Source organism: Flavobacterium sp. TS_SC_5 (assembly GCF_056156265.1).
In genome coordinates this window covers 3,849,265-3,874,764 of sequence record NZ_CM149588.1, presented here as the reverse complement: position 1 = coordinate 3,874,764, position 25,500 = coordinate 3,849,265, and the positions used below count along the sequence as shown (strand labels likewise).

Annotated in this window: 19 protein-coding genes; 3 read left to right on the top strand and 16 right to left on the bottom strand. The window is 34.9% G+C overall.

Going from position 1 to position 25,500, the window contains the following annotated elements:
- Positions 1–156 precede the first annotated feature (156 nt).
- Complete coding sequence (locus AC0J6S_RS16735) at positions 157–1,725, top strand: protein adenylyltransferase SelO (protein ID WP_474956384.1); 1,569 nt, start codon at positions 157–159, stop codon at positions 1,723–1,725.
- Positions 1,726–1,746: 21 nt separating this feature from the next.
- Here AC0J6S_RS16735 and AC0J6S_RS16730 read toward each other — a convergent pair whose 3' ends face one another.
- The 6 genes from AC0J6S_RS16730 to AC0J6S_RS16705 form a co-directional block, all read right to left on the bottom strand.
- Positions 1,747–2,439, bottom strand: coding sequence for an endonuclease/exonuclease/phosphatase family protein (locus AC0J6S_RS16730; RefSeq protein ID WP_474954856.1), 693 nt, complete (start codon positions 2,437–2,439; stop codon positions 1,747–1,749).
- Between the two features lie 83 nt (positions 2,440–2,522).
- Positions 2,523–3,179: a Rossmann-fold NAD(P)-binding domain-containing protein gene (locus AC0J6S_RS16725; protein WP_474954855.1), complete on the bottom strand. Its 657-nt coding sequence runs from the start codon at positions 3,177–3,179 to the stop codon at positions 2,523–2,525.
- A gap of 2 nt (positions 3,180–3,181) precedes the next feature.
- The gene (locus AC0J6S_RS16720) at positions 3,182–3,649 is read right to left on the bottom strand and encodes a DUF1456 family protein (protein ID WP_474956383.1); all 468 of its coding nucleotides are present in this window, start codon (positions 3,647–3,649) and stop codon (positions 3,182–3,184) included.
- Positions 3,650–3,707: 58 nt separating this feature from the next.
- Complete coding sequence (locus AC0J6S_RS16715) at positions 3,708–4,739, bottom strand: aminotransferase class I/II-fold pyridoxal phosphate-dependent enzyme (RefSeq protein WP_474954854.1); 1,032 nt, start codon at positions 4,737–4,739, stop codon at positions 3,708–3,710.
- Between the two features lie 6 nt (positions 4,740–4,745).
- Positions 4,746–5,756, bottom strand: coding sequence for a dipeptide epimerase (locus AC0J6S_RS16710; RefSeq protein WP_474954853.1), 1,011 nt, complete (start codon positions 5,754–5,756; stop codon positions 4,746–4,748).
- A 48-nt stretch (positions 5,757–5,804) separates the two neighbouring features.
- Positions 5,805–6,623, bottom strand: a complete 819-nt coding sequence (locus AC0J6S_RS16705; protein ID WP_474954852.1) for an alpha/beta hydrolase — start codon at positions 6,621–6,623, stop codon at positions 5,805–5,807.
- Positions 6,624–6,679: 56 nt separating this feature from the next.
- Between AC0J6S_RS16705 and AC0J6S_RS16700 the strand changes: the two genes are divergently transcribed.
- Entirely contained in the window at positions 6,680–7,081 is a 402-nt protein-coding gene (locus AC0J6S_RS16700; protein WP_474954851.1) for an excinuclease ABC subunit B, read from the top strand.
- A gap of 53 nt (positions 7,082–7,134) precedes the next feature.
- Here AC0J6S_RS16700 and AC0J6S_RS16695 read toward each other — a convergent pair whose 3' ends face one another.
- The 6 genes from AC0J6S_RS16695 to rlmF all read right to left on the bottom strand — a co-directional run bounded on the left by AC0J6S_RS16695 (position 7,135) and on the right by rlmF (position 17,867).
- Positions 7,135–8,361, bottom strand: coding sequence for a hypothetical protein (locus tag AC0J6S_RS16695; RefSeq protein WP_474954850.1), 1,227 nt, complete (start codon positions 8,359–8,361; stop codon positions 7,135–7,137).
- Positions 8,362–8,521: 160 nt separating this feature from the next.
- A complete protein-coding gene (gene uvrB / locus AC0J6S_RS16690) occupies positions 8,522–10,513 on the bottom strand; it encodes an excinuclease ABC subunit UvrB (protein WP_474954849.1) in 1,992 nt (663 codons plus the stop codon).
- Between the two features lie 125 nt (positions 10,514–10,638).
- The gene (locus AC0J6S_RS16685) at positions 10,639–13,725 is read right to left on the bottom strand and encodes a TonB-dependent receptor (protein WP_474956382.1); all 3,087 of its coding nucleotides are present in this window, start codon (positions 13,723–13,725) and stop codon (positions 10,639–10,641) included.
- A gap of 538 nt (positions 13,726–14,263) precedes the next feature.
- Positions 14,264–15,376: a FecR family protein gene (locus tag AC0J6S_RS16680; RefSeq protein WP_474954848.1), complete on the bottom strand. Its 1,113-nt coding sequence runs from the start codon at positions 15,374–15,376 to the stop codon at positions 14,264–14,266.
- A gap of 87 nt (positions 15,377–15,463) precedes the next feature.
- Positions 15,464–16,072 (bottom strand): RNA polymerase sigma factor, encoded by a 609-nt coding sequence (locus AC0J6S_RS16675; protein ID WP_474954847.1) that lies wholly within the window; start codon positions 16,070–16,072, stop codon positions 15,464–15,466.
- Positions 16,073–16,895: 823 nt separating this feature from the next.
- Entirely contained in the window at positions 16,896–17,867 is a 972-nt protein-coding gene (rlmF, locus tag AC0J6S_RS16670) for a 23S rRNA (adenine(1618)-N(6))-methyltransferase RlmF (protein WP_474954846.1), read from the bottom strand.
- A gap of 155 nt (positions 17,868–18,022) precedes the next feature.
- Here rlmF and AC0J6S_RS16665 point away from each other — a divergent pair, with 155 nt between their 5' ends.
- On the top strand, positions 18,023–18,889 hold the full coding sequence (locus AC0J6S_RS16665) for an alpha/beta fold hydrolase (RefSeq protein ID WP_474954845.1): 867 nt from the start codon (positions 18,023–18,025) through the stop codon (positions 18,887–18,889).
- Positions 18,890–18,893: 4 nt separating this feature from the next.
- Here the strand turns inward: AC0J6S_RS16665 and AC0J6S_RS16660 are convergent, their stop codons facing one another.
- The 4 genes from AC0J6S_RS16660 to AC0J6S_RS16645 all read right to left on the bottom strand — a co-directional run bounded on the left by AC0J6S_RS16660 (position 18,894) and on the right by AC0J6S_RS16645 (position 25,379).
- A complete protein-coding gene (locus AC0J6S_RS16660) occupies positions 18,894–19,556 on the bottom strand; it encodes a thiamine diphosphokinase (RefSeq protein WP_474954844.1) in 663 nt (220 codons plus the stop codon).
- A 214-nt stretch (positions 19,557–19,770) separates the two neighbouring features.
- Positions 19,771–20,592, bottom strand: coding sequence for a DUF4249 domain-containing protein (locus tag AC0J6S_RS16655; RefSeq protein WP_474954843.1), 822 nt, complete (start codon positions 20,590–20,592; stop codon positions 19,771–19,773).
- A gap of 41 nt (positions 20,593–20,633) precedes the next feature.
- The gene (locus tag AC0J6S_RS16650; protein ID WP_474954842.1) at positions 20,634–23,015 is read right to left on the bottom strand and encodes a TonB-dependent receptor; all 2,382 of its coding nucleotides are present in this window, start codon (positions 23,013–23,015) and stop codon (positions 20,634–20,636) included.
- A gap of 141 nt (positions 23,016–23,156) precedes the next feature.
- On the bottom strand, positions 23,157–25,379 hold the full coding sequence (locus AC0J6S_RS16645) for an NADP-dependent isocitrate dehydrogenase (protein ID WP_474954841.1): 2,223 nt from the start codon (positions 25,377–25,379) through the stop codon (positions 23,157–23,159).
- Positions 25,380–25,500: the final 121 nt, after the last annotated feature.

Here is a 25,500-nt window from a genome sequence, read left to right as displayed (position 1 = left end):
GAAAAAATGTTATATTTATTAAATCCTGAGTGAGAACTCAGGATTTTTTGTTTTTGGAAACTACAAGTTTTTTGTTAGAACAAATCATAATATTAATTGAAAGTGTAAAGTTTTCTGGGTTACAACAATTATCTTTGTTTCTAACTTTTTTTAGTTATTATGAAGCTCCAGATACAAAATAATTTTACTGCCGAATTGCCTGCGGATTCTAATGAAATAAATGTTCCAAGACAGGTTCATGAAGCTTGTTATTCGTACGTATTGCCAAAAAAACCATCCAATCCATCACTGATTCATGCTTCAATTGAAGTAGCTAATGCTATTGGTCTTTCTCAAGAAGATATACTTTCAACTGATTTTTTAAATACTTTTTCAGGAAGCGCAGTTTACCCGGGAACCAAACCGTATGCTATGCCTTATGCTGGACATCAATTTGGGAATTGGGCAGGACAGTTAGGAGACGGTCGTGCCATTAATCTTACTGAAGTAGTTCATGAAAATAAGACATACACTTTGCAACTGAAAGGAGCAGGTCCTACACCTTATTCCAGAACAGCTGATGGGTTTGCGGTTTTACGTTCTTCTATACGAGAGCATTTATGTGCCGAAGCGATGCATTATTTGGGAGTTCCTACGACACGTTCGCTTTCGCTAATGCTTTCTGGTGACCAAGTATTGCGCGATATTTTGTATAATGGTAATCCTGCCTATGAAAAAGGCGCTATCGTTTGTAGAGTGGCTCCTTCCTTTATCCGTTTTGGTAGTTTCGAATTATTTGCTTCCCGAGAAGACCACGTTAATCTCAAATTATTGACGGATTTTACTATAAAACATCATTTCCCTCATATTCAAAAAGAAGGAGTCGAAAAATATCTAGCCTATTTTCAAGAAGTTACCCAAACCACATTGAACATGATTGTACACTGGCAACGCGTTGGTTTTGTTCACGGAGTTATGAATACCGATAATATGTCTATTCACGGTATTACCATTGATTACGGACCTTACGGTTGGTTGGAAGATTATAATTCTGCCTGGACGCCAAATACAACCGATAATCAACATAAAAGATACCGTTTTGGCAATCAACCTGAAATCGCGCTTTGGAATCTGTACCAATTGGCGAATGCTTTGTATCCTTTGATTGAGGAGGCTAAACCGCTGCAAACTATTTTGGATGCTTTTAGTACGGATTATGAAAGAGAGTATTTGAATATGATGCAAAATAAGCTAGGGTTCCAAATCAAAAAAGAACAAGATATTATTTTGATTCAAAGTTTGACTCAATTGCTGGAACGAGTAGAAACAGATATGACTATTTTCTTTAGAAATTTAAGTAATGTAACCAAAGCTGATTCTGCAATAAAAGCTTTCAATACCATAAAAGAGGCTTTTTATAATGAAAAGGATTTGGAGGAAACAATCTTGAAAGATTGGCACGATTGGTTGGAGAAGTACAGCATTCGAATCAATGAAGGAACGCTTTCGGATGCTGAAAGAAAAGGGCAAATGAATTTAGTAAATCCAAAATACGTGCTGCGAAATTACATGTCGCAATTGTGTATTGATGACGCTGATAAAGGAGATTATTCTTTGCTAAACGAATTATTTGATATGCTTAAAAATCCGTATGACGAGCAACCAAATTTTCAAAAATGGTTTGCCAAAAGACCCGATTGGGCCAGAGATAAAGTAGGATGTTCAATGTTAAGCTGTAGCTCTTAAAGTCTTTTTATGATGAAATATTTAAAGTTCAATTAATATTGGCATGTGATCGCTCCATTGTAGCCATTCTGTTTCATGACCTATTTTAATACTTTTTATTTTATTAAAGGTTTTTTTATCAGCAAATACATAGTCAATATGATATGGTTTTAAAATATTTTTTTGCAAGTAAAAAGTTGGAGATTTCTCCTCGCCTTGTTCTTCATTAAAATATTCGTGATACAAACTTCTAATTTCAATTTCTTCTAATTCTCTTACTACATCAGAATGGTTCCACCATCTGTCCCATTTGTCCCAAATTTTATTACTATTGAAATCACCAACAATTAGAGCTTTGGACATTAAAGATTTATTGATTTGAAGATATTTCCAAAACTGTCCGATATAACCAAAAGTTGGTGAATTTGCATGATGATTCCATAAACCAATTATATTAAAATCATCATTAATATTTGCAGATATAAAATATTTTAGATCGTTTGTTTCCCAATTATTATTCGATATTTTCAAGGATTCTGTGCAAAATATACCTAGCCCTTTATTTTTGTTATCCCCAATCCAAATAAAATTTCCAGCCCATTCTTTGTAATTTTGATCGTTTGACCTTTCTGGGTCTTCACATTCTTGTATGACAATAATATCTGCTTCAAATTGCTCAAGTTGTTTAAACTTTTTTCTAAATGCTCCATTACAATTCCAGTTAATTATTCTCATAAATGATTTTAATTTCTATATTCTTTATTCAAATATAAGCAAATAAAAAATCCTGAACTCTCATCCAGGATTTTAATATCGTATTAGTTTCCAATTTCTTGAATCGCATCCGATTCATATATTTTGAAACCTTTATTATTTGTTTGTGCAATTTTCAAAAGTGCTTTAGCTACTGTTTTGCCTTCAATAGGTTTGTATTTTTTTAAATTTCCAAGGAATAAAAAGGAAAGTGTTTTCATGAAAAACGCACCCACTTTTTCTCCTAATCTAAATTCAGTTCGGTTTCCCAAAAGAAGGGAAGGTTGCAATACAGCAACGCTTTCAAAATTACAATCCTTTAGGAAATCTTGAATTTCACCTTTAGTTTTCAAATAGAAATTTACGGAATTTGCATCTGCGCTAAGAGAGGAAATAATCAAGTATTTTTGAACTTTATTCTGCAAAGCAAAAGCAGCGAACTGCCGCGGATATTCAAAATCTACTTTTCTAAACGCTTTTTTACTTCCCGCTTTTTTGATTGTTGTGCCAATCGTGCAAAAGAAATCATCGCCTACGACTAATTCTTTATAGGTTTCGGGCTTGTCAAAATCGATGATGTGTTGCGTTAATTTCGAGTGCTTTATTCCCGTATCTCTTTTAACGAAAGTGATTACTTTAGCGTAATGCGGACTTTCTAAAAGTAAATTTAATAATTCGGAACCTATTAAACCGCTGCTGCCAATAATCAATGCCGTTTTCACAGTTATGATTTTTTATTTTTGCCGAAATTAAATTTCACTTTCTCTACAACCTGAACTTTTGGAGTTCCTTTTGAGAATTGTTTTTTGAACGGTTTTTTAGCAGCAGGTTTCGATTTTGATGGACTTTCATCGCCTCTTGATCTTTCTTCGTCTCTTGGTTTTGCTTTGAATTCTGCTCTTTCCGAAGCTCCTTCTTTTACAGGAATTTGAGCTTTGTGTTTCGCTAAAACATCATTTGGATTTTTTGGATTTTCTTTCGTTCCACGTAAATGAATTACCAATGCATTTAAGAAGTTACGCAACACTTGGTCACCACATTCCATATAATTTTCATGTTTATCATCACGGAAAAAAGCACCTAATTCTGATTTAGTGATTCTGAAATCTACTAATTCTAATATTTCAACTATTTGATCGTCACGTAACATTAAAGCTACGCGAAGTTTTTTAAAGATATCGTTGTTTGTCATCATATTCTAATTTTTTACAAAGGTACGGTTTAAAAGCAATTAGAGCACAATTTTAGATTCAGAATTGGTTCTGGTTCAGAAGGTAAATTATGGTATCCAAATCTTCTTTTTTATGATTAGTAGTAATTACAATTCTGTTTAAATCTTTAGTGTCTGTCGCGTATTTAAAATTGGTTATAATAATTTTATTCGCCGTGAAAATTTCATTTATTCCTTCGATTTTCGGATAAATGAGCGGATATTCAGGATCAAAAAGGACTGCTTTGTTTTTAATTAAATGAGCATTAATGTAGTTTAAATTGTCCTTTAATTTCAGATGCTGTTGCAAATAAATCGCTGTTGCATTAGCCATGGTTTGCACAAACGCAGCATTCATTCCAGCGCTGGAGACGAAAGTGTCGTGAGTTGACATATTATTAATAAACTCAGAATCGCTTGCAATTACGCCACCTGTCAATCCAAATGCTTTTCCTAATGAAGATACCATGATTTTCCTTTTGATGTTGGGAAGATTAATTGTCGAATAAATTCCGCAACCATTTCTACCCAAAATTCCAAGTGAATGTGATTCGTCGATAACCAAAGTGATTTCTTTATTGGACGGAATAGAATTTAAAATCGTAAAATCGACTGGTTGTACATGAAATGATGGAACCGAATCCGTAAGAATCGTAATTTTTTCAGTTCTATTATCCAACAAACGAGGATTTAATTTTTCTCCGATAAAAACTGGTAAGCTATTTGGCACTTTGATGGCCGCGTGCGTATCCGGAAAGTGAAAAAACAAATCGGTTTCAGGAGTTAATGTTTCAACAACTAATTTCCCCGCCAACATACCGGAAGAAACCGTAAGTACAGCATCCGCTTTGATGAAATCGGCTAAAAATCGTTCTCCATCTTTATATGCGCTTAGTTGGATATTGGCACTTCTGGAACTTCCATAAGCTGTTCCCCAGCGCAAAATATTTTTGATAAGCAGTTTTTGAAATTCGGGATGCGTTGGCAAACCTAAATAAGCTGTTCCTCCAAAATAAAGATATTCTTCATTGTCGATTTCAATTGTTCGATCAGGAAATTGGTTGACTTTCATTTAAAATCAAATTAAAGTTACACCGGTTCCGTTTAAGTCAGAATAGGTTATTTTTCCAAAATCAATTGTCACTCCGGTTGCAATATCTTCTGCTAAAAGCAATGCGCCGTCCATATCTACATAATCCAGTTGTGGCAATAAATGCGCAATGGCTGATATTCCAACAGTCGATTCGGTCATGCAGCCCACCATCGTTTTCAGCCCTAATTTTTTGGCTTCCTGAATCATTCGTCTTCCGGGAGTAAGACCGCCACATTTTACTAATTTAACATTTACACCATGAAAATGGTTATGACATTTGGCTACATCTTCCTCTATAATACAACTTTCGTCAGCGATAATAGGCAAAACCGAGTGTTTGAAAACTTCCTTGTGTGCTTCCCAATTGTCGGCTTTCATCGGCTGTTCCAAGAATTCTACGCCTAATTTTTTTAACTCGACGGCATTATTTATGGTTTCTTCCACGTCCCAACCACAATTGGCGTCAATTCTAAAAATGGCATCAGTATGTTTTCGAAGTTCAGTTACAATGGCAATATCTTCTTTGGTTCCCAATTTTATTTTATAAATCGGCCAAGGCAGTTCTTTCATTTTTGCAACCATTTTTTCGATAGATGCAATTCCAATTGTGTAATCTGTTAATGGATTTTTGTCGATAGTGTAATTCCATAGTTCATATAATTTCTTTCCTTTTTTGCGCGCAAATAAATCATTGTATGCCATATCCATAGCGCATAGCGCAAACATATCGTGTTTTAAATACGGATGAATTTTTGACCAGAATTCCTCAGGTGTTTCATTTGTAGTGGTTTCGATTATGGTGCGAATATTTTCTAAATCGTGCATCATCACTGGAACTGTGGTCTTGTAATACGGATTAGAAGTTGCTTCGCCAAAACCGGAATAACCATCACTTTTTAATTCCACAATCAAAGAAGGCTGAGAGTCAATCGATTCTCTCGAAATCGTGAAAGTATGTCTCAATTTGAGATCGTATTCTCTTAATATTAGTTCCATTTGGGGTTTAATTTTACTATTTGTTGTGTTTGTATGAAGCAGGATTTTTCAGAAACCAAGCCATAAAATTGCATCGACAAAACCGTCGCGCCATAGTTTTTCATTGTGCTTTCCGTCTTTTACAATTGTTTTTTTATTTAAATTAAGGCAGTAACATCGATTATAATTCAGTAAATATTCCATTTTGTTCAAATCCGAAACCATATCGTCACTTTCAGCATCGCCACACATAAAATATATTTTAGATTTTATCTTTTTGGATTTTTCTGTCAGCGTGTAGATGTCTTTGCTAAACCAAAACGAAGGCGAAAAAACACCTGCTTTTCCAAAAATTGTGGGGTATTTTAAAACCGCATAATAGGAAGTCAAACCTCCCAATGAGCTTCCCATAATAATCGTATTTTTCTTTTTGGTTTTTGTTCGATATGTTTTGTCGATGTGTGGCTTTAATGTTTTTACGATAAATTCTAAATAGCTATTCGCTTTTCCGCCACCGTATTTTTCGTTTTTAAAAGGTGTTAATTCATCGATTCGTTTGTCATTTCCATGTTCGATTCCTACCACAATAACTTGCGCTTTTAGGCTGTCCAGTTTTTCATCCACATTCCATTCACCTGAATAGGAAGTTTTTGAATCAAATAAATTTTGAGCATCGTGCATATAAATTACGGAAAATTTCTTTTTTGACGTTAAATAATTTTCGGGCAAATAAATCCAAATTTTCTTTGTGGTTTGAAGTTGCGGCGCTTTAATAGTAAAAGTAGAAACTTGTTTGGAATCCGTGCTCTTCTTTGTCTCTTCGCCTTGAGCCGTAATTTTTACGATGGTGAAAAAGAAGAGTAGGAGTAGGAACTTTAGTCGAATCATTATTAGTTTTTGTGTTTTGATTTAAAAACAATATTTTAGCTAAAAATAATAATTTGATGAATACATTCGAAGAAAAGAGAAGTTTAGTTTTAGAGATGATTGCTTTTTCTACAGTTGACGGACATTTACATAAAAGGGAGTATGAATTCTTGGCAATTGTAGCTAATGAGCTGGGTTTCGAGATGAATGTTTTTAATGATTTTTTTCATCAGGAATTACCTTTATTGCCTATTAAATCTGAATTTCAACGGGTGCAGCAATTTTACAGATTGGCTCTATTAATGTATTGTGACGGAGTTTTACATGAAAAAGAAGCTGTTGCAATCCAACAAATAGCACTTGAAATGGGACTTAATCCTGTAGCTACAAAACGAATTCTTAAGCTGATGAATGAAGCGCCTAATGCAATTATTGATGCTGAAATTTTACTTAATGTTTTTCAGGAGCAACATAATTAAATGTTCATTTTTTGAGGAATTTATTCATTAATTTTTCATTTTTATTGATGTATTTATCTTTTGAAAGACATTTTTACTCCAAAGCTAGTCTGCAAATCGGGAGCATTATCCAGTCTAAGATCTTCTCTTAACGACACGTAATAAGAAAATTGCTTAACGGAGTACGTGCAAATAAAATTCCATCCTTCTAGATTTTTATACAAATGCGAGAAGGTTTGTTGCCAATGCGGTTTGATTCTTTCGCCAGTCAGAATAATGTGGTCAAAATCTTTCTTCTTGTTGTAGGATGTTTGAAAAGCATAATTGATTCCATACGAAATCGAATGGTTGTTTCTAAATTTTATTTTGTAATCAATAAGCCCATCAAGACTGTACAGAAAAGTTTGATTGCTTATGTTTACTCTGTCGCCAAACTGAATAAATCGTTGTCTCAATGCGCCAGCACTTAAGCCAATGCTTAAAATATTTTTGTCTCTCACAATGATTTTTTTTATTGCCGATGAAGAAATCCCGATGTCAGCCACTGGATTATATCTCGAAATATTGATTCCTAAATGAGTTCCAAAATTCATGTATATTTTATGGCTTTTGTTCATTTCTAATTTCGGATAGTAAAAATAATTGATCTCAATTCCCGGTATACGGAAGTCGCCGTTATTCATTGTGATGAAATTATTATTTTCATCTCCATAAGAAATTTTCGCTTGGTTTAAACCATAATAGCGTCTTGAGAAAGGATCTTCACCTCCGGCAATAGTACTGTGAAACCACTCAATAGATTCATCAGACGTAAACACTGAAAAGGGATATTTTCCTTTGTCTAATGAAAATGCACGAACGCCGAAATTAAGTTCATGATGCCCAGTTAAAGGCAAGGAAAATGTGAATTTATAAGATCGGATCACTCCGTCGGCGATGAATTCTTTGGTTTGTGCAGGAGCAGTATTAAGGTCAAATTTAAATTCTCGGTCATGCCAAGGAAAACTTGCAGCGTATTCCCGATCTGTTGGGTTTGTTAACTCATATGATTTTACATATGGCAACATCACATTTCCACTAGAAACGTCCAATGAAAAGGAGAATTTCGCAGGAGAACGAACTTTGAAATTATGGTTTATTCGCGAAATGTACATTCCTAGCGGATGATTGGACAGTAAATTTGGTTTTATGATATCGGAATTGTTTTCTATTTCAAAACTCAATATATCCTCGTTGGAGGATTGCGCTGAGGCAAATGAAATTAGTCCGAATAAAATAAAAATGAGTAAGCGATATTTCATTTGAATGCGTGAATTTTAAGAAAACAATCAGAAAATAATTACATTCAAATTTAAATAACTTTACTGGATTTAAAAGTTTTTAGACAAAAAAATGGATTCAAAAGTCATTTAAAATAAATAATATCTTGTGTTAACGTTAATATCTCGTTTTGAAAATTATTTAGGTCAGTTGTCCTTGCAGTCGTTTGATATCATCTCGTAATTTGGCAGCTTGCATAAAATCCAATTCTTTTGCTGCTTTCTCCATCGATTTGCGTTTTTCCCGAATCATTTTTTCAATTTCAGCTTTAGGTAAATAAAGGTTTTCAGGTTCTGCAGCAGTGTCTAAAGTTAAGCCTAACTCATAATCGGCTAAAGGATTTTTAGTAAAGGCACTTTCAATTTTTTTATTTAAAGCCTGCGGAGTCTGGTTGTTTTCGGTGTTATAATTGATTTGTTTGGTTCTGCGATAATTGGTTTCGTCTATGGTTTTTTGCATGCTAGCCGTAATTTTATCAGCATACATAATCGCTTTTCCGTTCAGGTTTCTTGCTGCACGGCCAATTGTTTGCGTAAGCGAACGATGGCTTCGTAAAAAACCTTCTTTATCAGCATCTAGAATGGCTACCAAAGAAACTTCTGGTAAATCCAGCCCTTCACGCAGTAAATTGACACCAATTAGTACATCAAAAATTCCTTTTCGTAAATCTTGCATGATTTCAATTCGTTCCAGAGTGTCAACTTCGGAATGAATATAGCGACAACGAATATTAACTTTGGTTAAATATTTAGCCAATTCTTCCGCCATTCTTTTGGTTAAAGTCGTCACTAAAACACGTTCGTCAATTTCAGCGCGAACCTGAATTTCTTCAATTAAATCATCGATTTGGTTTAAACTTGGTCGGATTTCAATGATAGGATCCAATAATCCCGTTGGACGAATCACTTGTTCCACAACAACGCCTTCGGTCTTTTGTAATTCATAATCGGCGGGTGTTGCCGAAACATAAATTACCTGATTTTGCATCGCTTCGAATTCTTCAAACTTCAAAGGGCGGTTGTCCATCGCAGCGGGAAGTCGAAAACCATATTCCACTAAATTTTCTTTTCGGCTTCGGTCTCCGCCATACATAGCACTGACTTGAGAAAGTGTTACATGACTTTCGTCTACCACCATTAAGTAATCTTTTGGAAAATAATCCAGCAAACAGAAAGGTCTGGTTCCAGGTAAACGACCATCCAGATATCGGGAATAATTTTCAATTCCGGAGCAGTAACCAAGTTCACGAATCATCTCCAAATCAAAATTGGTTCGTTCTTCCAGTCGTTTTGCTTCGAGATGTTTTCCAATTTCCTTGAAATAATCGACTTGTTTTACTAAATCTTGTTGGATTTCCCAGATTGCACCTTGCAAAACATCTGGAGAAGTCACAAACATATTGGCTGGATAAATCGTCAGTTTGTCAAATTTTTCAAGAATCTGAGAATTCTTGGTATCAAAACTTTCAATTTCTTCTATTTCATCGCCAAAGAAATGAATTCTATAGGCTTCATCCGCATAACTTGGGTACACATCTACAGTATCACCTTTTATCCTGAAACTTCCTGGATTAAAATCGGCTTCCGTTCTGGAATATAAACTTTGTACCAATTGATGCAATAATTTGGTACGAGAAATAATTTGTCCTTTCTCAATTGGAATCAAGTTTTTCTGAAATTCAATGGGGTTTCCAATACCGTACAAACAGGAAACAGATGCTACTACCAAAATATCTCTTCGTCCGGAAAGCAATGAGGCAGTGGTTGACATTCGCATTTTTTCCAGTTCTTCATTGATGGATAAATCCTTTTCGATGAAAACTCCGGTTACTGGCATAAAAGCTTCAGGCTGGTAATAATCGTAATAGGACACGAAATATTCCACGGCATTATTAGGAAAAAACTGCTTGAATTCCGAGTATAATTGTGCTGCCAACGTTTTGTTGTGTGCCAAAACTAAGGTTGGTCTTTGTACTTCCTGAATCACATTGGCCACTGTAAATGTTTTTCCGGATCCAGTAACTCCTAAAAGTGTCTGGAATTTTTCACCATCAATAATTCCTTGAGTCAATTTTTCAATCGCTTGTGGTTGGTCGCCTTTCGGTTGGTAATCGGATACTACTTGAAAATTCATTTGTATTAAGGGGCAAAGATTTAGAGCTGCAAAGATACAACGTTTGCAATCTTTTTTTTCCAAAGTTTAAGCCAAAAAAAACCATCCCGATGTGAAGGATGGTTTCATTTTACAAATAATATTTCTTAGAAACTGAAGCTTAATCGAGCAAAAACGAAACGACCGTTTTGACCAAATTGGGATACGTTTCTGGAATATACAAATTGATTTGCATTTGACAAATCGATTACAGCCGGAGCAGCTGTGTAGTCAATAGCTCCTGAAACTAATCTTGGACGAATCGCGGTTTGTGTACCAAGATTTGCATCTGGATAAATATCAAAAATATTATTGGCACCAATAACAATTTTGGCAGCTTCTGTAATTTTGAATCCTACAGATAAATCAGTTATGATTTTTGCTCCCCAAATTGGATGCTCAATTTCCACTGCCTGTCCATTTACAATAATACCTTCAACTCTTCCGTCTCCATTAACATCGGCAGTATTTGGATCTGTCACTTTACCAAAATAAACATTTCTCAAGAAGAAATCAAATTTTTTGTACGTTACAGAGTTTGTTAAATTAGCTTTTACTCTGGGAATAGCTTCCTGTAAATATACTCTACTAGCTTCAGAATAATATCTGTTTATCTGACCTGCAGCTTCTAACACTGGTGAAGCGTTAATTTCTCCTACTCGGTAAGTATTAGAAAAAGTTCCTGATAAATCTGTTTTTAAAGACACATTATTTCCAAAACTTGTTTTATGACTAATGACCACATCAATACCTTTTGATTCGGTGTTAATTGCGTTTGCAAAGAATGTAGCTGCAGTTGCACCAGCTGTATCAAATAATCCATTCAAAATTGCATTTGGAGTTCCTGCTGCGGGAGTTCCGCCTGGTCTTGAAAACTGATCTGTAAGCACCACTCTGTCATCAATTTTAACAATATAAGCATCTGCTGTTAAAGTTAAATTAGCCGTTGGAATTTTCGCGGTAAATCCAATACTAGCACTTTTAGATTCTTCTTGTTTTAATTTTGGAATTCCTAATAATTCTGCTGCTTGAGAATCATTACTGAAAGTTCCAACTTCAAACGGTACGCCACCTACGAATTGTGTTGCTGTTGAATTGAAATAGATTTGGTGTAACGATGGAGCTCTGAATCCAGTTGAAACTGCACCGCGCAAGTTAATGTTATCAGTGATTTTGTAACGAGAAGCTATTTTAAAATTAGTCGTATTTCCAAAATCAGAATATTTCTCAAAACGAACCGCTCCGTTAACTAACCATTTATCCGTAACGTCTAATTCTAAATCAGTATACACCGCGACACTGTTACGGTCCTTGTCAATTGCATTTGCGGGTCTGAAACCTGGAAAAACTTGTGAGCCATTTGGTCTGGCACCGTTGTAAGCAGTACTCGTCGTTCCATAAATTGCACCAGCATATCCTCCAAAAACACCATTGTAAAAATCAGTAACTTTTATGTTTGCTGGAGTAGTTCCAGTAACTACACCTCCATTAATATCATATAAATTGTATGATTCCGGTTGACCTGCATTAATAGAGAAGTTCTCATGACGGTACTCTGCTCCAAAAGCAACGTTTAATCCCGCTAGTACGTCAAATTTTCTGTTCATGTCAAAATTTGTTGTGTTTTGGGCGAAAGCTAATCCACCTGCGTCAAATTCAGTAGGAGAATTTTCTCTTAAGGAAGCATTCACAGTATTTTCAACGCCATAATCAAAAGCATTTTTCCCAAATGTGTTACTCAAGTCAAAATTCCAGTTTTCGAAGATAAGACCTCTTAAACCAGCTGCCACAGAGACATCGTTAATTGTAGAATGTATTTCCGGTAAAAAACCGTTTGGATATAATCCGGTATATGATCTGGATTGATTTGGTCTTCTGTAAAATCCTGCAGCTTCTCCATCTCTAAAACTTGTTCCCCCGAAGGCATAGGCTTCTAATTTTTCATTGATTGGGTAAGCAGCATTCAAGAAGAATTGGGCACTTTTTAAAGATGATTGTCCCACTCTCATATTGAAATTTTTTCTTTCAAGACTTCTATATGCCAATTCGCCTGCTGTAGCATCAAAATTTAATGCTGTTTGCATTTGAGAAATAGTAGTGGCGCCAAGTATTGCAGTTTGCTGCGCACCTGTGAAATAAGATACACCTGGAGCATACTGTTTTATTGTAGTAAGGATTTGAGCTGTATTTGGTGTATTTGTAATATTTCCAAAAAGTCCATTGATATTAGTCCCTGCCTCAGCTGCTCTTTGCTCTACTGCATTGTAGGCGTTAAATAAAGTTCCTGTAACTTCTTTTGCTCTGCTAGTTGCATCTCTAAGTTGCAAGCTAGCGGTTGCGTTAATAAAACTTTTTTCTTTACCAAGGCTTGTTCCGTAATTTAAATCCAATTGGTAATTTCCACCATCAAAACCGCCATCATGGTCGTTAGCGCCTTTTGAAAGATTTCCTCCACCAAAAATGTTAACGTCTAATTTGTTCGTGTTCTTCTTAACATTAATATTGATTACACCAGCAATAGCATCTGAACCATATTGCGCGGAAGCTCCGTCTCTCAAGACTTCGATTTTTTCGATTGCAAAAGCTGGAATAGCATTTAAATCCGTTCCTACTGATCCTCTACCCGGAGATCCATTAATATTTACCAATGAAGAAGTATGTCTTCTTTTTCCATTTATTAAAACCAATACTTGATCCGGTCCTAAACCTCTTAACTGCGCCGGGTCAATGTGATCTGTTCCATCAGCAACTGTTTGCGTATTTGAGGTAAACGATGGGGCAACCATGTTTAAAATCTGATTTAAGTTAACTTGTGCTCCCTGAGAAGCAATTTCTTTCATAGAAATCACATCAATAGGCACTGCAGATTCTGTTACAGTTCTGGTTGGATTGCGGGAACCAATTACGACAACATCTTGAAGTGTTTCACCACTTCCCGTTAAAGTAACATTTAATGTTGTTCCGGTTACAGTAACCGATTTCGTTTCTAATCCCACATAAGAAAATTGTAAAACGTCACCAATCTCAGCACTGATGCTATAAGTTCCATCGATTTCTGTTGTTGTTCCTTTTGTTGATCCTTTTACAATAATTGTTACACCTGGTAATGATTCTCCTTTTTCATCCACTACGCGACCTTTGATAATCTCAGCAGTTGTATTTTGATTTAATGTAGAGAAAAATTCACCATTCATTCCGGTTTTAGCAATACCTTCCTTTTGTAAAATAATTTGATTACTTACTTCGGTATAATTCATTTTTAATGGTTTCAAAATGCGTGTCAATACACTTGATAATGCTTCGTTGTTAGCATAAACACTCACTTTTTCATTCAATTGTGACATTCTCGAATTATACGAAAACTTCACATGTGCCAATTTCTCAAGTTTAGTCAGCGCAGTATCTAAGTTCAAATCGGTCACGGTAATAGTTACCTTTGTGTCCAGTTTTTTTTGACCTCTGATATTATTCGCAAATGTTATACTTGAAAAGACAAGGGCTAAGACAAATTGAAATAAGGTTATTTTCATAATTCGAATTAGTAGTCGTTGTTTAAGGACGGTTTTTTTCATAGTTTTGGACGGTTTTTATTAATATTCGTTTAAGGGTATTGGTTTAACACTACAATTGCTCTTTACAGAGAGCGGATTGATTCTATTTTGGGCGTCGAAAATGTTACAGCATTTTCGGCGCTTTTTTTATTGTAAATTTTTATTCATCGGCAAGTTGTTTTTAATTACATCCATCGGATATAAAACTAATTTGGTTACCATTCATTTCATAACTCGTATTGTTTCCAAGGCTTTTGCAAATAATTTTAAGCTTTTCAGGCAACGGTTGGTCATTTAAGGATGTTGTAAGATGGCAATTTTTTAATTTTTCTACCGGAAAATCAATTTTGATTAAATAAGCTTGCTCGATAGTTTTGAATATTTGGCTAATTGGAATATCTGTGAATTCAAAACTTAATTGTTCAATATTACCCTCGTTTTGTATCAAATTTTTGTCTAGTGTAATGTCTGTTATTTTATTGAAAATCATTTTTTTACGTATAAATCTAAGGGCCTGATTGGGAAGTAAAACAATTTCTTTTTCTTTAGAATCTTTAATTAATTGACTCGACTTAACTTTTACCTTACCTGTACGAACAATAACTTCAACATTTGGTTGATCATTATACGCTTTTATTCTAAAACTTGTACCCACGACCTTAGTAACGATTTCATTTGCATAAACTAAAAATGGTTTTTTTGGGTTTTTACTTATTTCAAAAAATCCTTCACCTGATAGGTATACTTTTCGTTCATTTCCAGTAAATATTTTTGGATAACTCAACTTGCTGTCAGGTTTTAATAAAACGGAACTACCGTCAGATAAAGTTATGATTTGCGCCTTATTTGAGTTGTTGGTTTGCTCCACAAGACCTTCCCGATTTTCATTAATGAGTTCGTTGTAGGTGATGATGTTACTTTCAGGGACATAAAGACTGTTGTAGAACCAAGTTGATAAAAGAGCAAAAAGTAAAACAGCAGCAGCTATATTTACGCTATACTTTTTCAAAAGTTTTACTATACGAATTGTAGGATCTTCTTGCTTTTCTTTTTTATCAATTTTTGCCCAAGTGCTTTGTAATGCAGTTTTAATAACGATAGGCGATAGCAATGTTTCATTTACTTTCATAGCTAATATCCATAACCTAGCTTCCTCAACTAATTTTGCGCGTTTAGGATTTTCTAAGGTCCATTCTTCCCAACCTTGTTGGTCGTTTTTGAATCGAATCCATCTTTGGAATGATTCATTGGCTAAAAAATCCTCTATTTCTGTATAATTGTTTCGTTCTAGCATCAAAAAAGTGTTACAGATACATAGAGGACGGTTTTGTTAATATATACTCACTAAATTATGATTTTTTTTTGAGTTTGTTTAAAAAAACTAAAAAAGACTTGATGATAGTAAGAAAATAAGCGAAAGGTCTCCCTTCCATTCTTTACGAAGATTCAATACAGCACGATATAACAAATTGTTTGCTGATTGATAATTGACTTGGAGCATATCGGCAATTTGTTCGACATTAAGGCCCTGATGATAGCGAAGATACAAAGCTTCTTTTTGCCGAGCAGGTAAATTATTTAATAGCTCATTGAGATGTGAAACTTTCTCTTTCGTTACTTCATCAGAAATTAGTTGATGCTCAACAGAGAAATCAAAGAGAAATTCAATCGAGTCTATTGAAGTAGTTTTGCGAAAAATATGGTCCCGCTCTTGCAAACGAGCGATTCGCTTGCGAACACTTGATAGTAGATAGGCTTTTACTACAACCGAATCATTTAGCGACTGTCTGTAAACCCAAACATCCGTAAATACATCTTGCACACAATCTTGTACTTTTTCAGGAAAAGGAGACAACGAATTTCCATACCGTACCAAATGTCCGTAGTATTTTTCAAAAAGTAATGAAAAAGCCTTTTCGTCACCCTCTTTTAGATTCCTCCAAAGAACAATGTCATCAAGAGTATCGATACATAATGTTTGACTTTTCATAATTTAGTTAGGATAGTTTAATTCTTTTCCGTGCAAATTGGTTGAAACACAATTCAATTGAGATTTTTATTAAAATATTTTTGACAAGAGCTGTACGAGTTAGCAAAAAAAAAATCAACATTCATCTGCGATAAATTGATGTTTAGAAAACTTTTTTCATTATCAGGGATGTTTAATTTAATAAACAGTCAAATTTTTTTTAACATTTTACTTAATTTTAACTTCATTAATTCGGGATTCATTCTTTCCGCTATTCTCATTTGCAATATTTTTGAAGGTCTGTTGCTAATGTTATTAATGCCTTTTTTTGCTAATTAGATCAACTTTTTAAATACTCAAAAACCTCCCGTTCTTTTATCTTATTAATACTAATCTTGCTAAACTTCTAAACGGAATTTTTTTATGTCCTAATTAATTTTTTTGAAAGCTTAGCTTTATGGTATAAAATTACTTAAACTCATATATTTCCAGAAGCAAAGAGAATGATTGTAGGATTAAATTCCTGTTTTTAATCTAATCTGAAGCAAATTTAAAATTGAATTGACGCCTTAATAATTTAATGTTTTATTAACAAACATAAGCAATTATATGTTAAAAATTATTCCTAATGGCTTAAAAACATAGAGAAATGCAACAATTTATGAATAGATGCATTTTTTTTTCGGTAAAATAAATTTTTAGAAGTTTAATTACTGATTTAATAATAGAAGTTTTTAAGGACTTCATTTTAAATGCATAATAGGAAAAAATAGAGGTACAGATTGTTTTTCCCGACTATCAAGAATGATTGGTGGGATTCAATACTTAAACAAAATAGGAGTTTTTATTCGAATTTCCAGGCCTTTTGCTGTGCTTCACTCAAAAAAGTCCAAGCAACAATTCGGCTTGTTTTTTGGCCTTGAGCCATATCAATTGTTTTAATTTCGACCGCACTTACTTTGTTTAAAGTTTTATAAAGACTGGCAAGATTTTCTCTTTTAGAAACCAAAGTGGTGAACCATAAACACTGCATGGGATATTTAGCGCTTTCGTAAATCATTTGAGTTACAAAACCTAATTCGCCACCTTCACACCATAGTTCCGCGTTATGGCCACCAAAATTTAAAACAGGTTTAGTCACTTTGCTCGTGGCGCTTCGAGATTCTAAATTATTGATTTTTCGAACCGTACTTTTCGTAGCTTCATCTTGTGAGGCATGAAAAGGAGGATTGCAAATGGTGAAGGTAAACTTGTCTTCGGGAGTGATGATGTTTTTAAAAATAAAACGCGATTCCGTTTGTTGTTGTAAACTGATAGCATCAATCAATTTTGGATTATCTTCAATGATGGCACTACAATTTTCAATTGCTTTTAAATCAATATCGGTTCCTACAAAACTCCATCCGTACGCTGAATTTCCAATGATTGGATAAATACAATTCGCACCTACACCAATATCTAAACCTTGAACGGTTTCTCCTTCAGGAATGATTCCGTTATTGCTTGAAGCCAATAAATCAGCGATATAATGAATGTAATCTGCTCTACCGGGAATCGGCGGACAAAGATAATTTTTTGGAATATCCCAGTTTTGTATGTCATAATGGGATAATAACAAAGCTTTGTTAAGCGCCTTTACCGCATCGGGATTACTAAAATCAATAGTTTCTTCCGAAGCATCTGGATTGTGCTTATTGGTAGAAACAAAAGGCTTTAATTCAGGAGATTTTTGAATTAGTTCCTCAAAATTATATCCAAATCTATCCAGATTTCTGGGATGTAAATTAGTCTTTTCGGTAATCGTTTTCGCTTTCATTTTCTTTATTTCGATGCAAATATAGTCATAACTATTTTGTAAAAGCGTTAAGAAGACTTTAAGCAATAAACAGATGGAAAATAAATCATAAAATTAGAACGTTGCGTTTTTTTCGAAACATAAAAACGGTTACTTTTATAAAAAATACTATCAGAATGACCTTTATGCCCGCTTCATTTCATTTCAAAAAGAGATACATAGTTTACAGTTTGATGTTTTTGTATATCGTAATTTGTCAATCTTGTATGACGATGCGTTTTTCAAATAAAGAAACAACAAAATTTTTTGGTGCATCTAAAACAGAATTTCAGGATAAAACAATTGCTTTTGAAGGCTATAAAATACATTATGTAGCAACGGGAAATGTGCAAAACCCGACTTTGTTTTTTGTGCATGGCTCGCCTGGTAGTTGGAATGCCTTCAAAGAATATCTTCAGGATACTTTGTTGCTTAAAAAATACCGAATGGTTGCTATTGACCGACCGGGTTTTGGATTCAGTGATTTTGGGGATGCTCAAAATTTAAAGGTACAATCTCAAAGAATAGCTGAGTTTATCAAAAAAATAGATAACAAAAAGCCGCTAGTTTTAGTAGGACATTCCGTTGGCGGGCCAGTTGTAGCTCAGTTAGCTGTAGATAATCCGTCTTGGTACAAACGATTGGTGATACTGGCAGGATCATTAGACCCGAAAGCTGAAAACCCAGAGAAATGGAGAACTGTTATCATGGCTTCTCCTTTGCGTTATTTAATTCCCGGAGCATTAAGGCCTTCTAATGATGAGTTGTGGTGGCTCAAACAAGATTTGGTGGACTTAGAGCCAGAGCTGAAAAAGATTACTTGCTATGTTACCATTATCCATGGAACAAAAGATGCTTTGGTACCGTACAATAATATTGCCTTTATGCAAAAAAAGTTTGTCAATGCTAAGTCACTGGATACAATAACGATCGAAAAAGCGAATCATTTTATTCCTTGGAGTCATTATGAGATTGTGAGAAACGCTTTATTGAATATTCAATAAATTCCTAATCCAAACATTCCATCATCAATAAATCACCTTCTTCATGTTCAATTGTTACGATTCCGTCTTTGATGACGTGATTGCTGCTTCCGGTTCTGTAACCAATGGTTAAACTGTCATCTTTCAACGGATAAAATAAGTTATCAGAATGAATTCCAGTCACGTGACCGATGGGAATTAACGAAATAGGAGTGTTCGCCGTATACCATTTTTCGAATTTCTTAGGCAATAGAAAAACTTTCGAGTGATCGTCCAGAATCACAATTTTTAACAGATTTCTGTATCTGGTAATGTTAGTAATATTGGTAATCGTATGATCGGCTCTTCTTCCCGTTGCCCAAACGACGTTTACTGCAGGAATTTTTCTTGCTATTAAATAGTCAAAAGCCTTTTCTAAATCGGTTTTATTCTGATCCGGCGTATGAATGATTTCTATGGGATATTGTGATGTTTTGTAAATTTCAGGATCAAATCCTCTGTCGAAATCTCCTAAAAGTACATCGACTTTGATGTCTAATTCCATGACTCGAACCATAGCTGAATCTAATACTACCACAAGCGGCGACCATTCGAGTAATTGACCCATTAGTTCCGGATTACAGGAAGCGCCATTGGCAATGATTAAAGCGGGTTCTTGGTCGTCGCGAACGATATGGTGTGAAGACATAATGAAGTATAAATTATAAATTATGATGTAAAAGTAAATAAAAGTTCTCGTTAAATCTCTCACGTACTAGCCCAGATGGCAATGAAAACCAAAACAGGTTGTAAACTTTAGATTTCCGGCTGTAGAAGAGCGACCAAAGGAAGCTCCTTTTACGGGCTGGAAAACTGTTTAGAACCTGTTTTTGGTTGTAATGAACAGCTGGATTGGCTCCAAATTATTCAATCGTGTAATTTCGAACATCGACTTCACTCAGGGAGAAATAGCCCAAAGGATAATTTGCCGAATCCGTGGTATTGATGATGTTTCCTCTTACGGTTGCTGGTGGAGATTGGAAGGGTCCTCCGCCATTATTTCCCGCGATACTCACTAACACACTCATGTAATTGTAATATGCTTTTGAAATTCCGTAATGGGTTACCTCAATTTTATCGTCTTTTTTTAATTCGTCATTTTGTGAAATGCTGAAGAATTCGTTACCGTTAAAAAACTCATCTTGGTCCACATAAAAGTTTGATTTTACTTGGTTTGAATACACATATTTGTAAAGGTAATAATTGCTTTCGCCGGCCGGATCTTGGTAGAACGTCTTAATTTCAATGTCGGTTCCAGTGAAACCACCTTGATTGTTTTGAATAATTTTTGTGATTTGCGTAACGGGTTTCAATGTTTCGGTTGCGGTGTAAGTATTGCCTTTACTAATAACTGTCAGTGTATAGGTTTCATTGATTACAGGAATAAAAGTAGCGCAAGTATATTCGCCGGTATTCGCAATTTCCGAAAAAGTAAAAACCACATTAGCGCTATTTTTTATAGAAACTGTTGCTCCGGAAACTTTAGGAATTTCAGTGCTGTAAAAACCGGTTGTAGTGGTTAATTTTATTTTTTGTTGATTTCCCGAAGTTCCTTTTTTCCAATTGATTGCTGCTTCAATAACTAGTTTTGGAGGCGCATTGTCTAAATCTATTTCGACAACATCTTCACAACTTGCCGAAAAAATAGCGATGAGAAGTACCAGATATAATGTTATTTTTTTCATGATTTCATGTTTTTATTTTGTGCTCTTAATCGATTTTGCCTTTAAAACTTAAAGTTATAACTCACTGCCGGAACAACCCCAAAAATTGAAGTTTTTACAGCTTCATTGCTTCCGGTATCTGTATTTTGTCTAAAATTGATAGAAGCGGCATTTTTCCGATTGTATAAATTGTAAATACTAAAAACCCATTCCCCTTTCCATTCTCTATTTTTGTTTTTTGTTGGAGTCAAAGTAGCGGCAATATCTAAGTGATGGTAAGACGGAAGACGATTTTCATTTCTCAATCCGTAACTGGGAACATTGATTCCTAAGTAGTCATATTGCCCAACAGGATACGTTACTGGCTGTCCGGTTTGCAGGGCAAAATTAGCTCCGAAAGACCATTTCTCATTCAAATTATACGATGTGGTTACAGCAACATTATGCAATTTGTCGTATACTGAATTATACCATTGACCATTGTTGATTCCAGTTTCTACTGAAGTTCTTCCCGGAGTTTGTTGCTCAGATTTTGATAATGTATAGGATATCCAGCCATTAAACTTTCCTTCGTTTTTTCGGAACATGATTTCTAAACCGTACGATCTTAATTGACCGTTCAGAATTATTTGTTCAATTGCTTTATTGGCAATCAAATCAGCGCCGTCAATATAATCCAATCGGTTTTGCACCTCTTTATAATACGTTTCTACTTCAAGGGAATACATATCGTCACTGAAGTTTTTAAAGTAACCCAAAGCCACCTGATCGGCAATTTGTGGTTTGATAAAACTATCACTTGGCGTCCAGACATCAAGTGGGGTAGGCGATGAGGTATTCGAAATGAGTTGTAAATACTGCACCATTCTGTTATAACTCGCTTTTACAGATTGATCGTTGTTGATTTGATACGCCAATGAAAAACGCGGTTCCAAGTAATTATAGCTTTGCATGACTTTATTTCTGTCATAAAACTTCGTGCCAATTGGAGTTGCTTTTTCATAAATCTGTAAAGCGGAATTGAACGTTACAGGATTATTGTCGGCATAAATATTCACGGTAGATTGTCCCAAACGATAAAACATACTGTAACGAAGTCCGTATGAAAGTGCTATTTTATCGGAGATTTCGTGATCTGCATTGATGTATAGTGCCGGTTCAAAAGCATATTTTTTATCCAATTGAGCAAAATTTATTCCAGAGTTCTCATCAGATGGTCTGATGGTTCCCGGATTGAACTCGTAATAAATTCCGTTTACCCCGTAATTCAATTTGAATTTATCCGAAATATAATTCTTGAAGTCGTATTTGATATTGTAGTTTCTAATACCGGAATCCCATTTGAAACCTACAAAATCCAAATCTAAACCGTAATAATAATCGCTGTAAATAAGTGATAAATTCGAAAATAATTTTTCAGAAAACAAGTGATTCCAACGCAGGTTTACTGTCGCATTTCCATAAATATTGGTAAAGCTTTTATTGAGGCTGAATACATCACGGCCAAAATAACCCGATAAATAAAGACTGTTATTAGAATCTAATTTATAACTCAATTTCGTATTCAAATCATAGAAATAAGCAGAGTTGTTTTTTTGTTCTTCGGAAAGCTTCAGAAATAAATGTGCGTATGAACTTCTACCACCTATAAGGAACGAACCTTTATCTTTTACCAATGGTCCTTCGGCCAAAATGCGGCTAGAAATCAATCCGATTCCTCCATTGATATGAAAACCTTTGCTGTTACCGTCTTTTTGATAAATATCCAAAACAGAAGACGCTCTTCCGCCGTAGCGAGCCGGAATTCCGCCTTTGTATAATTTTAAATCTTTGATAGCATCTGGATTAAAAACAGAGAAAAATCCAAAAACATGCGATGAATTAAAAATTGTAGCTTCGTCCAATAAAATTAAATTCTGATCCGCACCGCCACCACGAACATTGAAACCTGAGGCGCCTTCGCCAGCATTCGTAACTCCGGGAAGTAACAAAATAGATTTTAAAACATCTACTTCGCCCAGCACAACGGGCATTTTTTTGATAGCCGAAATAGAGAGTTTATTTACGCTCATTTCTGGTTTTTTGATATCAATTTTTGTTTTATTATCAGTAATAATCACTTCTTGCAAAGCAGTTTCATTACTGAATAAATTAAAATTGTTCTTTATATTTTGGTTTAGAAATATCGATTCGGAAATGGTCAGATAACCCAAATAACTTATTTGAACGGTATAATTTCCTTTTGGTAGTGTAATGGAGTAAAATCCATATTCATTGGTAGTTACGCCAGTTTTTAATTCTGGAATTACGACGTTGACACCTATTAATGTTTCATTGCTGTTGGCGTCAATAATAGTTCCGCTTAGCGTAAATTTCTCTTGGCCGAAAGAGGAGAGCGCTGACAGTAATACAACTAAAAAGGTAATAATTTTCTTTGGAGTCATTGTTTAAATTTTATCGAAATGAAAAAACGCAAAGTACACTAAATTGAATAGCAATTGTCATATAACAACTGTTAAGGTATTGCTAATATAAAAAAAAGACAACCGTTTCTGGTTGTCTTTTAAATATAGTTTATAACGTGATTAAGCGATTTTTGCCAATATAGTATTGAAAGTTTCGCTTGGACGCATTGCTTTGCTTGTTACTTCAGGATTTGGTTGGTAATGACCACCAATGTCTTGAGGTTTTCCTTGAGCTGCAATTAATTCGGCGTTGATTTTCGCTTCGTTTGCTGCAAATTCTGCTGCAATAGGAGCAAAGATAGCTTTTAAAGCAGGCTCTTTGTCTTGTGCTGCCAAAGCTTCTGCCCAATACATTGCTAAGTAAAAATGAGAACCTCGGTTGTCAATTCCTCCTAGTTTACGTGCAGGAGATTTATCAGTTGCTAAGAATTTCTCTGTTGCAACATCAAGAGTTTCCGCTAAAACAATTGCTTTAGAGTTGTTTAAAGTTTGTCCTAAATGCTCCAATGAAGCACCCAAAGCCAAGAACTCACCAAGAGAATCCCAACGTAAGTATCCTTCAGCCGTAAATTGCTCTACGTGTTTAGGAGCTGATCCACCTGCACCAGTTTCAAACAAACCACCGCCGTTCATTAAAGGAACAATAGATAGCATTTTTGCTGATGTTCCTACTTCTAAAATTGGGAATAAGTCGGTTAAGTAATCACGTAATACGTTTCCTGTTACAGAAATAGTATCCAAGCCTTTGATGATTCTTTCCAATGTGAAGTTTGTAGCTTCAATAGGATTCAGGATTTGAATATCTAAACCAGTTGTATCGTGATCTTTTAAATATTTAGTAACTTTTTCAATAAGTTCTCTATCGTGTGCTCTATTATTATCCAACCAGAAAATAGCAGGGGTATTAGATAAACGTGCTCTGTTTACAGCTAATTTAACCCAGTCTTGAATCGGGGCATCTTTTGCCTGACACATTCTGAAAATATCTTTGGCTTCTACAGCTTGTTCCATCAAAACATTTCCGTTTGTATCTACCACACGCACTACGCCGTCAGTAGTTATTTGGAATGTTTTATCATGAGAACCATATTCTTCTGCTTTTTGAGCCATCAAACCTACATTAGGAACACTTCCCATTGTAGTTGGGTCAAAAGCACCATGTTTTTTACAAAAATCAATAGTTGCTGTATAAACACCTGCATAACATCTGTCCGGTATCATGGCTACAGTATCTTGCAGTTTGCCTTCTTTATTGTACATCTGTCCTGAAGTACGAATCATAGCAGGCATAGAAGCATCTACAATCACATCCGAAGGAACATGAAGATTTGTAATTCCTTTTTCAGAATTCACCATGGCTAATGCTGGACCATTTTCAATTGCTTGGTTTAATGAAGCTTCTACTTCAGCTTGCATTGGATGTGCTGCGATTTTTGCATATACATCACCCAAACCATTTCTGGTATCAATGTTCAATTCATCAAATAGAGAAGCGTATTTTTCGAAAACAGCCGCAAAATATACTTCTACAATCGCTCCAAAAATAATTGGATCTGAAACTTTCATCATGGTCGCTTTCAGGTGAACTGAAAGTAGTACGTTTAATTTTTTTGCTTCAGCAATTGTTTTGGCAACAAACGTTTTTAAGGCGTTTAAGTTCATTACTGAACTGTCAATTATTTCACCCACTTTTAGTGGAGTGCTTGCTTTTAGAACGGTAGTTGAACCATCTTTAGCAACGAATTCGATTTTTACATCGGTAGCGTCAGCAACAGTAACTGATTTTTCACTTCCGTAAAAATCACCACTTTCCATAGAAGCTACGTGTGTTTTTGAGTCAGCAGACCAAGCTCCCATAGAATGTGGGTTTGCTTTAGCGTAATTTTTTACTGCTTTTGGTGCTCTACGATCAGAATTTCCTTCCCGTAAAACAGGATTCACTGCTGAACCTAATATTTTAGAGTATTTAGCTTTGATGGCTGTTTCTGCTTCGTTTTGCGGTTCTTCAGGGAAGTTTGGTAAATTATAGCCATGAGATTGTAATTCAGCAATAGCAGATTTTAATTGAGGAACAGACGCCGAAACATTTGGTAATTTTATGATATTAGCTTCTGGAGTAGTTGCTAATTGTCCAAGTTCTAATAAAGCATCTCCTGTTTTTTGATCTTCGGATAAGAACTCCGGGAAATTTGCTAAAATTCTTCCGGCTAATGAAATGTCTCTAGTTTCAATTTCAATGTCAGAAGTTGATGTAAATGCTTGTACAATAGGTAAAAATGAATACGTTGCCAATAAAGGCGCTTCATCAGTAAGTGTGTAAAAAATTTTTGATTTCTGTGTCATTTTTTTATTTTTATAATCGAATCACGTTAAATGTAGCTTATCTAAGGTATTTCACTTAAAATAAGGCGGACAAATATAAGAAAATCAGATGTAATAGAGGGTGGATTTTGCATAGAAAAAC

Coding starts and splice junctions, on each gene's coding strand:
- AC0J6S_RS16660 (WP_474954844.1), bottom strand. CDS start 19,556: ATGTCTTCACACCATATCGTTCGCGACGACCAAGAACCCGCTTTAATC.
- uvrB (WP_474954849.1), bottom strand. CDS start 10,513: ATGAATTTTCAAGTAGTATCCGATTACCAACCGAAAGGCGACCAACCA.
- AC0J6S_RS16720 (WP_474956383.1), bottom strand. CDS start 3,649: ATGACAAACAACGATATCTTTAAAAAACTTCGCGTAGCTTTAATGTTA.
- AC0J6S_RS16695 (WP_474954850.1), bottom strand. CDS start 8,361: ATGAAATATCGCTTACTCATTTTTATTTTATTCGGACTAATTTCATTT.
- AC0J6S_RS16685 (WP_474956382.1), bottom strand. CDS start 13,725: ATGAATGGTGAATTTTTCTCTACATTAAATCAAAATACAACTGCTGAG.
- AC0J6S_RS16730 (WP_474954856.1), bottom strand. CDS start 2,439: ATGAGAATAATTAACTGGAATTGTAATGGAGCATTTAGAAAAAAGTTT.
- AC0J6S_RS16675 (WP_474954847.1), bottom strand. CDS start 16,072: ATGAAAAGTCAAACATTATGTATCGATACTCTTGATGACATTGTTCTT.
- rlmF (WP_474954846.1), bottom strand. CDS start 17,867: ATGAAAGCGAAAACGATTACCGAAAAGACTAATTTACATCCCAGAAAT.
- AC0J6S_RS16680 (WP_474954848.1), bottom strand. CDS start 15,376: ATGCTAGAACGAAACAATTATACAGAAATAGAGGATTTTTTAGCCAAT.
- AC0J6S_RS16715 (WP_474954854.1), bottom strand. CDS start 4,739: ATGAAAGTCAACCAATTTCCTGATCGAACAATTGAAATCGACAATGAA.
- AC0J6S_RS16655 (WP_474954843.1), bottom strand. CDS start 20,592: ATGAAAAAAATAACATTATATCTGGTACTTCTCATCGCTATTTTTTCG.
- AC0J6S_RS16700 (WP_474954851.1), top strand. CDS start 6,680: ATGAATACATTCGAAGAAAAGAGAAGTTTAGTTTTAGAGATGATTGCT.
- AC0J6S_RS16705 (WP_474954852.1), bottom strand. CDS start 6,623: ATGATTCGACTAAAGTTCCTACTCCTACTCTTCTTTTTCACCATCGTA.
- AC0J6S_RS16650 (WP_474954842.1), bottom strand. CDS start 23,015: ATGACTCCAAAGAAAATTATTACCTTTTTAGTTGTATTACTGTCAGCG.
- AC0J6S_RS16710 (WP_474954853.1), bottom strand. CDS start 5,756: ATGGAACTAATATTAAGAGAATACGATCTCAAATTGAGACATACTTTC.
- AC0J6S_RS16665 (WP_474954845.1), top strand. CDS start 18,023: ATGACCTTTATGCCCGCTTCATTTCATTTCAAAAAGAGATACATAGTT.
- AC0J6S_RS16645 (WP_474954841.1), bottom strand. CDS start 25,379: ATGACACAGAAATCAAAAATTTTTTACACACTTACTGATGAAGCGCCT.